General features: G+C 45.4%; 5 protein-coding genes and 1 pseudogene. 2 read left to right on the top strand and 4 right to left on the bottom strand.

Features of this window, described 5'->3' with window-relative positions; translation table 11 throughout:
- Positions 1 to 224: 224 nt before the first annotated feature.
- Together ED605_RS05570 and ED605_RS05565 are read left to right on the top strand one after the other, a co-directional pair.
- Positions 225 to 1361 (top strand): DNA/RNA non-specific endonuclease, encoded by a 1137-nt coding sequence (locus ED605_RS05570; protein WP_370824545.1) that lies wholly within the window; start codon positions 225 to 227, stop codon positions 1359 to 1361.
- Positions 1362 to 1527: 166 nt separating this feature from the next.
- Positions 1528 to 2760 (top strand): DUF389 domain-containing protein, encoded by a 1233-nt coding sequence (locus ED605_RS05565; RefSeq protein ID WP_121977913.1) that lies wholly within the window; start codon positions 1528 to 1530, stop codon positions 2758 to 2760.
- 262 nt (positions 2761 to 3022) lie between these two features.
- On the opposite strand, the gene guaA is transcribed toward ED605_RS05565, so the two are convergent.
- The 4 genes and pseudogenes from guaA to ED605_RS05545 all read right to left on the bottom strand — a co-directional run bounded on the left by guaA (position 3023) and on the right by ED605_RS05545 (position 14972).
- Positions 3023 to 4576 (bottom strand): glutamine-hydrolyzing GMP synthase, encoded by a 1554-nt coding sequence (gene guaA / locus ED605_RS05560; RefSeq protein ID WP_306419367.1) that lies wholly within the window; start codon positions 4574 to 4576, stop codon positions 3023 to 3025.
- An 84-nt stretch (positions 4577 to 4660) separates the two neighbouring features.
- A complete protein-coding gene (gene coaA / locus ED605_RS05555) occupies positions 4661 to 5584 on the bottom strand; it encodes a type I pantothenate kinase (protein WP_121977911.1) in 924 nt (307 codons plus the stop codon).
- 121 nt (positions 5585 to 5705) lie between these two features.
- Positions 5706 to 8001, bottom strand: a pseudogene (helD, locus tag ED605_RS05550) (RNA polymerase recycling motor HelD).
- A 74-nt stretch (positions 8002 to 8075) separates the two neighbouring features.
- Positions 8076 to 14972: a DUF5776 domain-containing protein gene (locus ED605_RS05545; RefSeq protein ID WP_121977910.1), complete on the bottom strand. Its 6897-nt coding sequence runs from the start codon at positions 14970 to 14972 to the stop codon at positions 8076 to 8078.
- Between the last annotated feature and the right edge of the window lie 485 nt (positions 14973 to 15457).

Here is a 15457-nt window from a genome sequence, read left to right as displayed (position 1 = left end):
AGAATTAATTGTCAAATAATGAACCCACTTAATTTTAACTAATGGTGCATGAATTTATGACTTAACACCAATTCCTTGTTTAATTCATCTGAATTTATGCGATAATTAAATTATTAAGAGGTTATGCACGCCTTTTTAACGCTTTTCTTTCTAAAGGGGCAGTGTTAGCCAAACGTCGACTAAGGGGCAACCAAAAGGGTTGGAGGGGGAAATGAATAATGCACATTAAGAAAAAGTTGTTTTTGGGAATGATTTCATTACTGGTAACGGGCGGACTGCTTTCAGCCTGTGATAACAGCGGTCATCAATCCTCTCATAACAATTCTTCCAAAACGGCAATGACCAGCCAACAAACGACTCATCATCGCGCTGCGGCCAGTTCAAAACGGGCACCGTCTTCTGGCAAATCAACCAAGCCGGTTAGCCATCATCACCGCGGTATTTTAAAGAAACTGATTTATTATACCAATCACGAAGCAGCTGGGCCAACCGGTAATTATTATTGGGTGGCTGGTAAGGCGCATCTGACCGGTTTTAGCCATTTGAAAGCCGGTGAGTATCATTTCGCTGCCGATCGCCAGGGCCGTTCCGCCACTGCAAGAGCTGTCCTAACCTACCATGAATATGCCTCATCTCGGGGAAGTCGTCAGGGCGACCCACTGGCACCACCAGCCTGGCCCGACAATAATCCAAGAGTGGCCATTACTTATCATCTAACCGGTCGCACCTACCACGGTTATCTTTATAATCGTAGTCATTCAATCGGTGACAGCCTGCTTGGTAGTAAATCTTACACGTCGCAATACAACTTCACAACCGGCACCCGTCCTCAAAATGTTGGCGCCGATCAAGATGGCGGCATGCGATACGCAGAAGAAACCGCCGAAGACTACTGGGAGGATCATCCAGATACTCACCAAACCATTTCCTACGAAACCACCCCGCTTTATAAGGGAAGCGAAACCATTCCCCGTGGTTCAATCGTTAATCTGAAATCATCAGATGGAACTTTGAATACTGAAGTTGTCGTCATCAATTCGGTTGAAGGTATTCGCATTAATTATCGTACTGGCAGTAGCAATGCCAAACCGATTCGAACAACCCCGCATCCTCAAAGGAGTTATTCATCGCATCCAGTCCACGTAACGAAGACGCCATCATCAACCACTCAGCGCACTAAGTCAACCACTAAAGATGGCAAGTGGACGGTCGCCGCTGCCGGGATGGTATTTGTTTCCGATAGTCATAAATACTACTCACGAGTCACTAATCCCGGCAATTATCAATATATGAGTCAAACTCAAGCAAGTGCCAGTGGCGCAACTCGCGCAATCCGGGGCAATCAGTACGCGCAACCATGATGCAGACTATTAAATCTTCCAAATCCTGAAGACATTGAAAGTTGAATTTAAGAAAGGAATTTACAAGATTGTGATGATGTTATTGTAAGCCCAATTCAATGAGCATTCTTTCAGACTGTGCTATTCTAAAAATACCTTTAAAATGCGATTGATGGGGGAATTGAGAATGCAACAACTTTCGACTGAGGTTTTAAATCAAAACGTTCGCAAGGGACTAATCGTTAACTGGTCAACCCAGGTAATCCTATTCTGTGCGATCATCATTGCCTGTATCGGCCTGAATATCAACTCTGCGCCGGCAGTTATCGGGGCGATGCTCATTTCCCCGCTCATGGGACCAATCGTGGGAATTGGTTATGCACTGGGAAATAGTAATTCAAAACTGCTTTCGACAAGCGCCAAACAGTTTGCTGCCCAAATGTTCATTGCCATCACCGGCGCAACAATCTATTTCTTGATTTCGCCCTTAAACACCGCAACTGATCAGTTGTTAGCTCGAACTGAGCCCACCCTATGGGACGTTTTAATCGCCTTTTTTGGAGGCTTTGCCGGTGTCATTAGTTCAGCAAAAAAAGATGGCGGCAACATCGTGCCTGGCGTTGCCATTGCCACAGCCCTTATGCCGCCGCTCTGCACAATTGGGTACGGGATTAGTCACTGGGATGGCTCGTTTGTTTGGGGTGCCGGCTATCTATTTCTCATTAACGCATTCTTCATTGCCCTGGCAACCGCCGTCGGGACGATCTTCTTTAGAATTCGCAGCGGTGAACGCCTGCATGTGTCAATTGAGCAAGAAATCATCATTTTTATTGTGGCAATTATCATCATTATTCCCAGTTCGATTTCAGCCTACTCAATCGTCCAAAAATCCTATGTTGATGCGCATCTGTCCCAATTTGTCGAGGAGAAACTTCCTGATCAGTACATCGCTCAACAATCGGTCACTGGCGAAACGATTCAGCTAACGGTCATTGGCACCCACTTAAATGATCAGCAAATCAAAAACTTGAATCGTTCACTTAAAACTTACCATCTGGATCACTATGCACTCTCAATTAAGCAGCTCACCCGAGGCCACTACATTACTGCCAAAGAGTTTCAAGATTATATGAAGCAGGGAAACGCACAAACAGCTCCTACCGTAAATTCGCCATCAACCCCTGCGACTCACAACGACGCGCTTAACCAGATTCAATCGAATTTGGTAAAACATTACCCCCGCCAAATCACCAACGTCCTCACTGGAGAAGTAACCGATAAAAGCAATCACAAGCAACAATTAATTGCAATTGAATTGACATCCCGAGGTCAAAAGTCACAAGCTGCTATCCAAAATTCAGCCACCAAACTGGCAAAGGATCACAATGTGAATGCCGTCGTTCAGTTTGTGAAATCATAACGAAATGAATCGGCTAGATTAGTTTTTTAATCTCCCCGATTGTAATGCAAAAATGACTCAAAATTACTTTTAATGGTTTTAACCACTTCGATAATTTTGAGCCATTTTTGTTTTTTAAGTTTAATGTGTAAACACCCTATCAGAGCTAATCACTTTGATACGGTGTTTGATAGGGAACATGATTATTATTTACTGTTCTAGAATCACAAGCATATCATAAAATACTGCTTCATCAGTTTATAAGCTATATTTTAAATAATCATTATTCCCATTCAATTGTCGAAGGCGGCTTACTCGTCACGTCATACACGATTCGATTAACGCCATCGACTTCGTTCACAATTCTAGTTGAAATTTTTTGGAGGACATCCCATGGTAACCGGGCAAAGTCAGCGGTCATCCCGTCAACCGAGTTCACAGCTCGAATAGCAACGGTATAATCATAAGTTCGACCATCGCCCATCACACCGACACTCTTAAAGCCCGGCAAAACCGTGAAGTATTGCCAAACCTGACGTTGCAAACCGGCCTTGGCAATTTCATCCCTTAGAATAAAATCGCTGTCACGAACAATCCGTAACTTGTTAGGGGTTACTTCACCTAATACCCGGATACCAAGTCCCGGTCCTGGGAATGGCTGTCGCCAAACAAGGGTGTCCGGCATCCCCAGCTTTTCACCAATTTCACGGGCTTCGTCTTTAAATAACTTGTTCAAAGGTTCAATCAGCTTGAACTTCATGTCCTTTGGCAGTCCGCCAACGTTATGGTGGGATTTGATAGTTTGCGCTGTATCGGTCCCACTTTCAACCACGTCGGTATACAGTGTGCCTTGCGCTAAGAAGTCGATCCCATCCAGTTTGCGGGCTTCATCATTAAAGACCTGGATAAATTCATTGCCGATAATTTTTCGTTTCTTTTCAGGGTCGGTGACGCCCTTAAGTTTGGACAAGAAGCGTTCTTGGGCATCCACCTTGATGATGTTCAAGCCAAACTTGCCGGCTAAACTATCCATCACCTGCTTAGCTTCATTTTTCCGCAGCAAACCATGATCAACAAAAATACTAGTCAGCTGCTTACCAATTGCTTTGTGCAGTAAAACTCCCACGACAGAAGAATCAACCCCGCCGGAAAGGCCTAGCAGCACTTTCTTATCACCGACAGTTTCGCGAATATGTTGAATCTGCAGGTCAATAAAATCGTTCATTGTCCAGTTGGCCTTTGCATGGCAAACGTTAAACGCAAAATTCTTCAAAATTTCGTTACCAAACTGGGTATTGCGAACCTCGGCATGAAACTGAATGCCGTAGAAATTCCGACTGACATCCTGCATCGCTGAAATTGGACAATCAACGCTGGTAGCCACTGATTCAAAACCGGATGGCACTTTGGTAACTAAATCACCATGGCTCATCCAGACAGTCTGTTTGCGCGGCGTATTCTCGAATAAAACCGCATCATTAGCTGTCACGTCAATATCAGCATGACCATATTCGGAATTATCGGCTTTTTCCACCTGACCATCGAGGGTAAAGGCCATCAATTGCATCCCGTAACAAATTCCTAAAATTGGAATTCCCAATTTAAAAACATCCGGGTCAACTCGCAAGGCCCCCTCTTCATAAACACTATTTGGCCCACCGGAGAAAATAATTCCCTTGGGGTTCATTTGCTTGATCTCATTTGCGGACAATTTATGCGATTTAAGTTCGGAATATACGCCCAAATCACGAATTCGACGAGTAATCAATTGATTATATTGACTCCCGAAATCCAGCACTAAGATCTTATCGAAGCTTGATAAGTCCACGTTTGCCAAATCATACACCCTTTCAAAGTTGTTACATAAATAATAAACGATTAGACCATCATTGGTCAATATTGTTCAGCTAAAAACAAACAATCAGTACTTTCTCAAATATAGCCGGTCGATAATATGATGATCCGTCTTATGCATAATCATATCAGCTCTTGACCGGGTTGGGAGAATATTTGTCTTTAAGTTGGGTAAGTCAATCGTCTCCCACACTTTTCGAGCCATTTTAAAGGCCGCCTGACGATCGCCAATTGCGTATTGATAATAGTAATTATGTGGATCTTGAAACGCTGTGTCCATTAACTTGGCAAACCGATCCAAGTACCACTTTTCAATTAACTGCGCATCCGCATCCATATAAATCGAGAAATCAGTGAAATCACTGATATAAATCTGCTCATTACTTGGCAGCTGCAACGTATTAATCCCCTCAACGATCAAGACGTCCGGTCGATCAATAATATCAAATCGGTTGGGAATAATGTCATACGTTTGGTGAGAGTAAACCGGTGATTGGACAATTGAAACCCCCGCTTTAACCGCATTCAAAAACTCGATTAACTTAGCCATATCATAACTTTCGGGAAACCCCTTACGATCGGCAAGTCCCCGCTTCTTTAATTCCGCATTCGAATACAAGAAACCATCAGTCGTAATCAGCTTAATATTTTCGCCGGTAAAATAATTCGTCAGTAATTCTTCAAGCACTCTGGCCGTCGTTGATTTACCAACCGCCACACTACCGGAAATCCCGATAATAAACGGCACCGTCCGCACTTTTTTATGCAAAAAACGTGCTTTGGTAGTTTGCCATTTGTCAAAATTATCCTTTTGCAGCCGAATCATATGAACTAACGGCTTGAAAATATCCGAAACATCCTGAATTGAAATTTGGTCGTTAAATGCTTTGATGTGCCGCAATTCGCTTTGCGTCAGTGGTAAATCAATATCGTTATAGAACTGTTTCCATTCCGCTTTAGTAAACGAATAATAATTAATTAAATCATCCATAAGTTGCTATCTCCGCCCGTCAAGAATACCTGTAAATTATACCATTTAATAAAGGTAAAAAAGCATTTTTTCTAAGATTAAAAGCCGTGACAGTAATTGACCTGCACACGACTTCATCTATTTAAGCTAATTGGTATTCCTGTTTAGGGACCGTTTCAAAAATTGGTGACAATTTTTTGTTGGCAACAATCGTGAGCCGATGCATTGCCCGGGTACAAATCGTATAAACCAACTGACGATCCCGTTCATCTGGATAACAAGCCCGGGAAGCATCCCACATAATCACACTGTCGAACTCGAGCCCTTTGGCCAAATACGATGGCACAATAATGATGCCTTTGACTAATCGCTGATTCTCAGTCCGAATCAAAGTTGATCTGACCCCAACTTCAGCTAATTTACCGGATAATTGACGACATTCTTTCAATGTTTTGCCAATAATCGCTGTCGTTTCATGCTCCGCCAAGTTTTCTTCAGCTTGGGTCTTCACCCGTTCAACTGCGTCGTCTATCCCAGCCGCAATTGAAATTTTCGGTAACTCACCTTGCCGATTAAACGGCACGATTTCTTCACCATTGGTCAAAATATGCTTGGTAAAGTTAGTGATTTGCTCAGTAGAACGATACGACTTGGTCAGTTGAACCACCCGAGTCTTATCAGCTGGAAACATATTGGAAAGCTCACCAAGTAGTTTTCGGCTGTTTTCATGCGTAAAGATGGCTTGGTTTAAATCACCCAGCAGTGTAAATTTAGCTCGTGGAAAACTAAATTTTAAGAAAGCCAGTTGAAAGGCCGAATAGTCTTGGACTTCATCAATAAACAAATACCTGATATCCTTCTCACCGCGTTTGCCGGTCATCAGATCATAAAGGTAAATATAGGCCGTCGCATCGGCTAGGGACAATCGCCCCTCTTTTAAACGGCCGATCGTGGCTTCAATATCCTGTTTCCAAGTATCACTATCAATGCCATACTGATCAAGTGCCAAAATCTGAGGCACACTTCTCAGCATGTGAACGAATTGATTGTTAATGCTCAAAAAGTGATTACGAACGATTTGACGCTGAACCCGTCGAAAGGCTTTAATAACAATTCGGCGAGCTAAGAAGTTAAACTCTTTATCAGCGTTTAAAATCTCTTCGCCACCATCCTGATGCATCTGCATAATTTCTTCACGCGACAGGTTTTGAACCGCTTCTTCAACCCACTTTTTTTTCATTTCAACGTGAACTTTTCGATTCAAAATCTTTAAAAGCGCTTCTCTAGTGGCGGAAAGCCGGTTACGCAGATTATAGTTTTCGTTAAACTGATAGTAAATGTCTCGGATTTTTTCCTTTGGAATCAACACTTTGCCATTAAACATCAAGTTACGAAATCGCATATCTTCAGTATTCAAGTGGTTGGCATAGGCACTCACCGCCTTGAAGTAGGCCAGACCACCCTTAAACTCGTTTAACTGTTGGGTTTTGGCTTCCAGCTGATCGTCAAAACGTTGTGAAAGCGTCTCAACCTTAATACTTGGGCAGTCGATGGGAACTGTATTGATAGAAGGTCATCTGAACCATGTTTTGTTCACCCAGTTCCGGCAGCACCTGATTAATATAGTCATTAAACAGTTGGTTGGGCGAAAACAGAATGATCTGGCCCGAATTTAAATTACCGCGGTACTGATAAAGCAAGTAGGCAATTCGTTGTAAGACTGCGGCCGTTTTACCGGACCCAGCCGCACCCTGAACAAATAACAACTCAGACTTGGTATCCCGAATGATTTGGTTTTGTTCCTTTTGAATCGTCGTGACAATACTCTTCATCTTGGTATCAGAATGACCGCCCAAAGCATCCAGCAACATCTGATCACCAACGACTTCTTCGGTATCGAAAACAGTTTTAATTTTTGCATTCTCAATTTGAAACTGGCGTTTTAATTTAACATCAACGGTTTGTTCGCCATCCGGTGTTTGGTAAGTGACCTGGCCAATCCCACCATTATAATAAATACTGGAAATTGGGGCTCGCCAATCGTAAATCAAATAATGGTCGGGTTTATCCGTATAAGAAGCCATGCCAATATAAATGGTTTCATCATGGGCTTCAGTCCCCTCCCGAAAATCAATTCGGGCAAAGTAGGGATTTTTCTCAAGTTTTGTCAAAGTCCCCAACTCACGGGCAGCATGTTCCTGTCGATTTTCCCGTTCTGACAGCATTTGTTGCTGCTGTCGAATTGACATGGCAGTTTCCATCATGCCACTATACGTCGACGTTTTTAACCGAACATCGTTGTTAAAGTTTGCGTAAATGTCCTTGACGTCTTTTTTAGTGGATTTGATTTTCTTTTCAAGATCAGTCTCCGAGACCTTGATTTTCTTGATAACGCTGTCGAGGTGGCGTTGCTCTTGTTCTTTAATATTATCTGCCATTTTGGACCCCCTACAATTATTAGCTTAATAGTTTAGCATGTTTTAGAGGGTGAGTCCAGTAGATGCTTTAGAAATCACAAAGTTGGCAGCTTATATTTCAGTTTGAGAGCAACGGGGTTCTTAGTAATTTTAAATTCGCTAGTCCTTGCCGTGGTGTAACGACCATCTGTCAATTGGAACCTGGTTGTGTGGCCTACTTTAACAATTCGTTTAACCGTTAATTTTGTCCCGATCTTCAATCCTTTTAACTGTTTGGAAGACAATCCGGCATTTTGATAACTGGAAATTCCTTTTGGTGTCTTCACCGTGATGGTTCTCCCAGTCAATTTACCCGTATAATAACTGGCACTGATTTTGGCTTTTTTTACGAATTTCCGATTTGCGGTGACATATTGGCCATTGGTGAGAAGATACCGCGTGGTCCGCCCGGCCTTGACAATTCGGGCAACGTGAAGCACCGTGCCAACCTTAATGTGACGGCCTCGGTTAACCTTCTTAAAATCTTTGGTTGAATACTCAAACAAACCATTTTGATGGCCAACGTAATAAATCAAGCCATCGTAAAGATCATCATTGTAGTTTTGACCAACCGTCACAAAATTACTAAATGTCTTTCGACCCGTCACATGGGTGCCATCCGTCAATACCAACTGAGTTCGTTGACTAACTCGCTGAACTTGTTGAACATGCAAAATAGTGCCCGCTGAAATATAGTTCAGTCGCTGACCAGTTGCGGTATACCGATAGAGCCCTCTCTTCGTCAGTAATGTGCCATGATTAGACTTGGAAGTCCAATAACGGTTTAGCTGGCTGTCGGCAATACTGTCAACAATCGTTGAATAATGCACATCACCACTCTGGTTCGAAGCAACACTGGTAGTGTCACCGGCAGTCGATGGCTGTTTCCGATTATCGTTATCTGAACTCACGATTGAACCAACCACCCCACTGCCACCAGACGCTGAGTTGCTGGCGTTTGAATTACCTGAATTTGGATTAGCATTAGTCGATGTTGAAGGAGTTGGCGTGGTTCCACTGCCATTTGCACTGCCATTTGTCGTCAATTTAAGCATCACATCTGCGTAAATTTTAGCAGCGTTGGCCGCGGTTTGAGCCGCAGTAGTTGCCAAATTAGTGGCACTCTTTGCCAAGTTGTCTGCTTGATTTGCCCAGGTAGTAGCGGTGGCGGCAGTCGCGTTCATGGCAGCATTACCGGCCGTTTTGGCAGTCGCTGCAGCCATTTCAGCTGCCTGGGTTGCTTTACCGGCATTTTGCGTAGCCGTCGTGGCAGCAACAAGTGCATTGTTTGCCGCAGCATGAACCGCATCCAGAGCTGCTTGAGCCGCAGTCGCCGTTTTAGCGCCAGCCAGTTCAGCCAAGGCGGTATTAGCAGCTTGATTAGCTTTAGCAGCATCATTATAGGCTGTCGAAGTCGCATCAAAAGCGGTTTTAGCGGCGTTGGCAACATTGGTTTCTAAATTGGTTGCCGATTGATTATCATTCGGATTAATCGTCGTACCACCAGTCTCAGATGTGCCGCTAGGTGTCAATTTGTTGTAAGCTGTTTCTACTTGATTGGCAGTTTTAGCAGCTGAATCAGCTAGTTCTTTAGCCGCCTTTGCTGTCTGAGCTGCCTCGGCGGCTGCTTGGGCTGCCCGATTAGCGGCATCGGTGGCCGTCGTCGAGTTATGAGTCATTTTAGCGGCATCGGCAGCCGCTTTTGCTGCTTTGGCCGCCTCAGCAGCTTTAATTTCAGCTAATTGTGCAGCATCGGCAGCCTGCTTTGCTGCTGCAGTCGCCGCGTCAACAGCGGGCTTGGCCTGATCAGCCGTCTGAGCCGAACTAATTGAAACAGCGGCCGCGTTTATTGAATTTACCGCATTCGAAGCCGTGTGATAGGCTGTCGAAGCATCAGCGGCAGCGGCCTCAGCAGTTTCAGCTGCTTTAGCAGTCGTTGCCTCGGCTTGGTCACTCGCCGTCTTGGCGTCAGTAACCGCCTGATTGTAAGCCGCTTCAGTAGTCTTAAGCGTTGCTTCTGCTTCACTGGCTGCTTGGGTTGCCTGTTGAGCATTGGCTTTGGCCTGGTCGGCAGCTTCATTGGCGGCTGAGACCAATTTTTGCGCGTCAGCAAACGAAGCGTCGGCTGGGCTGATTGTTTTGGCTAATTCGGCAACTGATGCAGCCGCTTCGATCGCTTTAGCAGCCGCCTGTTGAGCGTCGGCAGCAGCACTGGCCGCTTGATCTTTAGCAGTTGTGGCCGTTTGAACCGCTGCCTGGGCCGCATTCAAATCACCAGCTTTAATTGCTGATTTAACCGCGTCACTGGCAGTTCGAGTCCCCTGATTAGCAGTAACGGCTGATTGGGCAGCTTGATCCGCCAATTTAGCTTGCTCGGCAGCTACTGCGCCGGCTGAAGTAATCGCGTCAAGGTTGGCTTTGGGTACCAGTTGTTTAACTGCTTGGTTCAAGTTGTTCATGGTGGTTAATATATCCGTTGAGCTAACCGCTTCCAAATCAGTTTCAGCTTTATTTTTAACCCCCTGAGCTTCGGCCAACGCCTGCTTGACAACCTGATAACTATCCGGTGAATAATCAGTTGGTTGAAGTTGACTTGCCGCATTAATCGCCTGGGTTAATCCCGACGTGCTCTTCATCGTTTTGGTCAAGACATCCCTCAAAGCACTAGCGGCCGCATCAACCTCACTTTGACTAACCGCCTTGGCTGTCGTGATTTGATTACGAACCGATTGAGCTGCGGTTAAAACACCTTGAGCACTTTTAAGTTGTGAGACTAGTGTTTGCCATTCTTCCATCGTTGCCGGCGTGGTTTGCTGGCCGGCCGTCACCGTTTGTCCAGCTGCTGAAATTGCAGCACTTAGTTCATCCGTATTAGTTGGTACGTAGAAATGCCCCGTAACCGTCGTTCGGAGATTATTAACGGTCGTGCCACTTGGTTGATTATCCCCTGTGCCGGTTGAAATTCCTGTTTGAACCCGGACAGTGGCATCAATAAATTGACCGATTGCCAAAGCCGGAATCGTTATTGCCCATTTACCATCAGCGCTGGTTTGCGTCGTTGATTGATAGGCGCGTGACCCATTCGAATTGTACACGACCACTTGGACCGTATAAACGTTTAGATCACCGGCTGGCGGCAGGTTAGTCTGAGGATTGGTGATGGCGGCATTAAAGGCCGTCCCCACCGGTGTCAGACTGGTGATCGTGCCGGAAAGCAACTGTGACCCTTGGCTAACGGTCTTAAAATCAATGTTGACAAATGGTGTCTGGCCCGCTGATACTGCTGGGCTCAGAATCCCTACCGTCCCATAGGTTACCTGACCGGCAGCACTTACCCGCTGAACCTGGGCTTGAATCACATCGCCGGCATTAAGGGTGGTGCCAATCGTTGTATCACCACTTTGAGTCCCAAACGACGCCGAGAAGGACCCATCCGAATTAATCGGGACAACGACTTTTTGGCCGGTTGTTTGATTGGTAACCACTAATTGTAAACGGTCACCCTGATTATTTGATGAAACAGCCGCGGACCAATCAGCCGAATCAAGTTGACCAGTAATTGTGTTAACCCCTTGAGTGATTGGGTGGGTTAAATCAATCGGTGTGATGGCCGGCACCGCACTTTGAATGCCAGCTGACAGCACTGCTAATCCGCCCGTTGCTTTGCCGCTCCAGTCAAGTCCGGTTTGAGTACTATCGGAAGTGGTGACAAATCGATTCGCAAACGTAGTTGAATCCGTTTTGCTGGGTTTTGTCCCAAAGAGTGAGAAATTAAACCCGGTTGGCAGTGCCATTACTGTCAGATCGTTAGCGGCGCTGATGTCGGTTGGTCGGCTGTTGGTTGGATCCAACGTCACCCGTGGCAGATAATAACCGGTATCAGCGGACCACGTTTTTAAATCCAACGTAAACAGGTAGCTGGTCGCACTGGTCCCGCCACCAACCACCGGACTATAAATCGTCAGGACGGTTTGACCGGCGGAATTGCTGGTGGCCGTTGCCTGAAAGGCGCCGGCGTTAATGGCATCAGCCAATGCAACCGATTTGCTTGGATCAAGTGCCCCGTTTTTAGTCAATGGCGTTGCCACTTTGGCGGATCCACCTGCCTGATAGTAGGCTACTTTGACATAATTCTGCCAATTTGGACTCTTAAAGAAGGTGGTCAGCGCACTTGGCAGCGTATAAACTGTCGTATAAGCCGGCCCGTAGTTCATGCCTAAAAATGAATCAATTTTACTATAATCGCCAAACGTGATTGTGCCATCACGATTAACTGTATTAGCGTTCTTTTGAGTTTCCCCAAGAATATAAAAATAGGTGTTGACGCCCCAATTCCAACTAGCCCCGTCACGTTTACCCAGGTTGGTCGCATAAAAGTTAATCAAATTATAAGCAACTTGAAGCGTTGCCGGATCAGTCGTCCCACTATCCAAAGTTGCGATGGCAACCGCAATTGCATTGTTCAAGTTATCGACCGACTCGGCCGCATACGTCTTAATGGTTGCCGGATCTTTCGTCACCTTTTGTGCCGCAGTCAATGCCTTCTTCAAATCGGCTTTAACGGTTGCGGCCGACTGGTTAGCTGGGACGGCATTCCAAATCGCACTTTGAAGCTTGGCCACGTCTTCAGCCAAAATGACCGTATTCGCATCATTATATCTAGCATACTGAGCCGCAGCCAGTGCCTGAGATAATGCATTGTAAGAATCGGTTGTCACTGCTGAAGTCCCGGTCGATCCAATTCCCGTAGCCGTTTTAATAAAGTTATCCAACTTGTCAACTGTCAGTTGGAAAGTTGTTTTTAATCCATTAATGCCCGTCTTAATCTGATTGGTGGCATCAACCACTTCATCCAGCGAACTTGATGCCTTTTTAAGCACTTCCTGGGCAGAAGAAATGGCCTGACTTAATTCTTTGGTCGTTGAGGAGTCAAAAGCGGTGCCGTCACCGACTGCTAATAGTGCTGTACCACCCACGATGGCGTCATTTAATTGATTAACATAAGTGGTTCGATCATGATCCTTTAAAGACTGAACGGCTTGCTTGAGAGACACGGTGGCGTTACTAATTTGGTCAGCCGTGGCACCACTATTATTTAAAACCGCGGCGGCGTACGTGTAGGCGCTGGCAAAATCTGACCAGCTGGCCGAATCATAGTTTCCAATTGCCTTGGTATCCTGATAAATTGGTGCAGCTGTATCAATTGTTATTGACAAATCAACTAAACTTGCAGCCGGCACTAAATGATCGATTGCTGCTGACAATTGCGCTATTACCTTTTGAGCGGTATCGGCAGATGTTGTATCAGTTAGATTTTTGGCGGCTTCACTGGCCGCGGTCAAAGCTTTGATTGATTCTGCTGTATAGGAACCGGCTCTGTCAATCGCTGTCTTGGCTTTTTTAGCTAAATCAGTATAGGGCGCCATCACTGCTTTGGTACTTGAAGCAGCCAAGATTGCCATAGCTGCCTGTAAATTTTTATACATGACGGCTGCTCGATTACCAGTCGCTGTTGGGTCCGCAGCCACACCGGTTGCGGCCTTTAAAGCTTTGGTGTAAGTTTCCCAGGCCGCCGACGTATAATTTGCCGAATCCGTCGTTGGATAAGTCGTGTTGGCAGCCGTGACTGCGTCATTTAAAACCGCCGTGGTAATTTGCTTGCCATCACTGGCAGCCGTTAAAATCAACTCATTAACGGCTTGCTTAATCATTGCTGTTGCAGCTTGCAGGGCAGTCGGCCCGGCAGCAGCTGTTAAATGGTTTAAATTATTAATGACGTTGATTAACTGACTATAGGATTGATCCGTATAATTGCTGGCGATCGGTGGCACCGTTTTCAACGTCTCAAGGTAGGATTGATAGGCAATTGACTGAGCCGTTTCGGTTGTTTCAGTTGAAGTTACTGCTGAATTGGCGCTATCAGGGCCAGTCGTCTCAGTTGCTTTGGAAGCGGCCACTGCAACCCCGTTGGTTTTGCCATCATATTTCTCGGCCTTGGCAATTGAGACCGCTGGTGAAGCCGCTGGCCGATCAGCTGGTTCCGCAGCCACTTTTGCGCCATTTGAAGACGCTGGCGCAAGCGAACTACCAGAAGTGGCGGCGGGATCACTAGGTGGGGTGACAGCCGCACTAACTGCCCTGGAAGTTGGTCGGTTTGCTGATGAAGCGCTTTCATTTTTTGAAATCGCTGAACTTGCGGTGCTCGTTGCCGTTTGAGCTGGCTGCGTGATCGCTGAATCAGCTAACGACGCGGATGATGAAGTTGCAACACTGGCCGAACCAGCTGAAGTCTTAGCGGCTGGCGCAGCCTGATTTACTTGAGCTGTTGTTGAAGAGGCCACAGCCGCCTTCCCTGCACCGGAGTTAACCGATGCTTGGGTCACATTAACTTGCGTTGCCGATTTAGGAACGGTACTGGTTGGTTGATTCGTTTGACTCGTCTGGCTAGCTTCACTAACTGCTGTTGGCTGACTCGGTTGTTGGCCATTATTTTGACTTGTGCTTTGGGTCGCCTGGCTTGCCGATGAAGCCGGTACCGTTGAGGAATGCTCAGTTGTCGCTTGGTGAGTAGCCTCGGCAGCCGGCTGAGCGGTTGATGACGCAGGTGATGAACTAGTTGTTTCGGTTGGTTGCGTTGCAGCGGTGGTTGAGTTATTCCCAGATGTTGACGTTTCAGTGTCGGCTGACTTATTTTCAGCTGAAGGAACCGTCACCTGCTGAGTTGTTGCAGCTGCGTTAATCGAACTTGAATCACTATTGACTGACTGTTGCGTTTCAGTAGTTGTTAACTCATCGGCGGCAACTGACTTGTCATTAATACCGGCAGCGCCACCTACCACAAAGGTGACCGTCGTAATCGCCGCAAACAGCCAGTGCTTACCACTCTTATACATTTTGTAATGTTGTTTTTCATTTATCACGTTATTTTTCAACGCTGGGTGATGCTTTGCCAATTTAATCTCCCCCTGAATAATAAAGGCTATTATATCCGCATTAAATTGATCCACTCGATTAATTTCAAATAATCAAATTTGGTTAGTCCTACCTGACAATCATGGTATCTTTGTCTTCCCCAAAATAAATCGGTCAATTAGCAACACCCCCTTAACTTTAACTCCAAATAAAAAACTTTTAAAATTTTGATAAACCGGTTTCCGGTTAAGCGCTTTCAAAAAAGTGCGTACAAAACCAATATTAATGAACCTGTTATGCTACAATAAAATAATAATATTCCCCTTTGACGCTGTCATTTTATCATGTCCTAAAATAATTATGGGAAATTTCGTCTTATTGATATCAATCAGTACTTTTTGATTACTTATTGCTAATCTTAACCATTAGCTAACACCGAAATCGGTTAAAAATCAATCCTTTGATTCTGCACCATTTGTCACTTAATCAACCACCTTTCTTAAGTTGGCGTCCTTTACTCCCACTC

The sequence above is a fragment of the Lentilactobacillus raoultii genome (assembly GCF_900411375.1).
Classification (GTDB): Bacteria; Bacillota; Bacilli; order Lactobacillales; family Lactobacillaceae; genus Lentilactobacillus; species Lentilactobacillus raoultii.
This window is presented reverse-complemented; position numbering and strand designations above follow the sequence as displayed.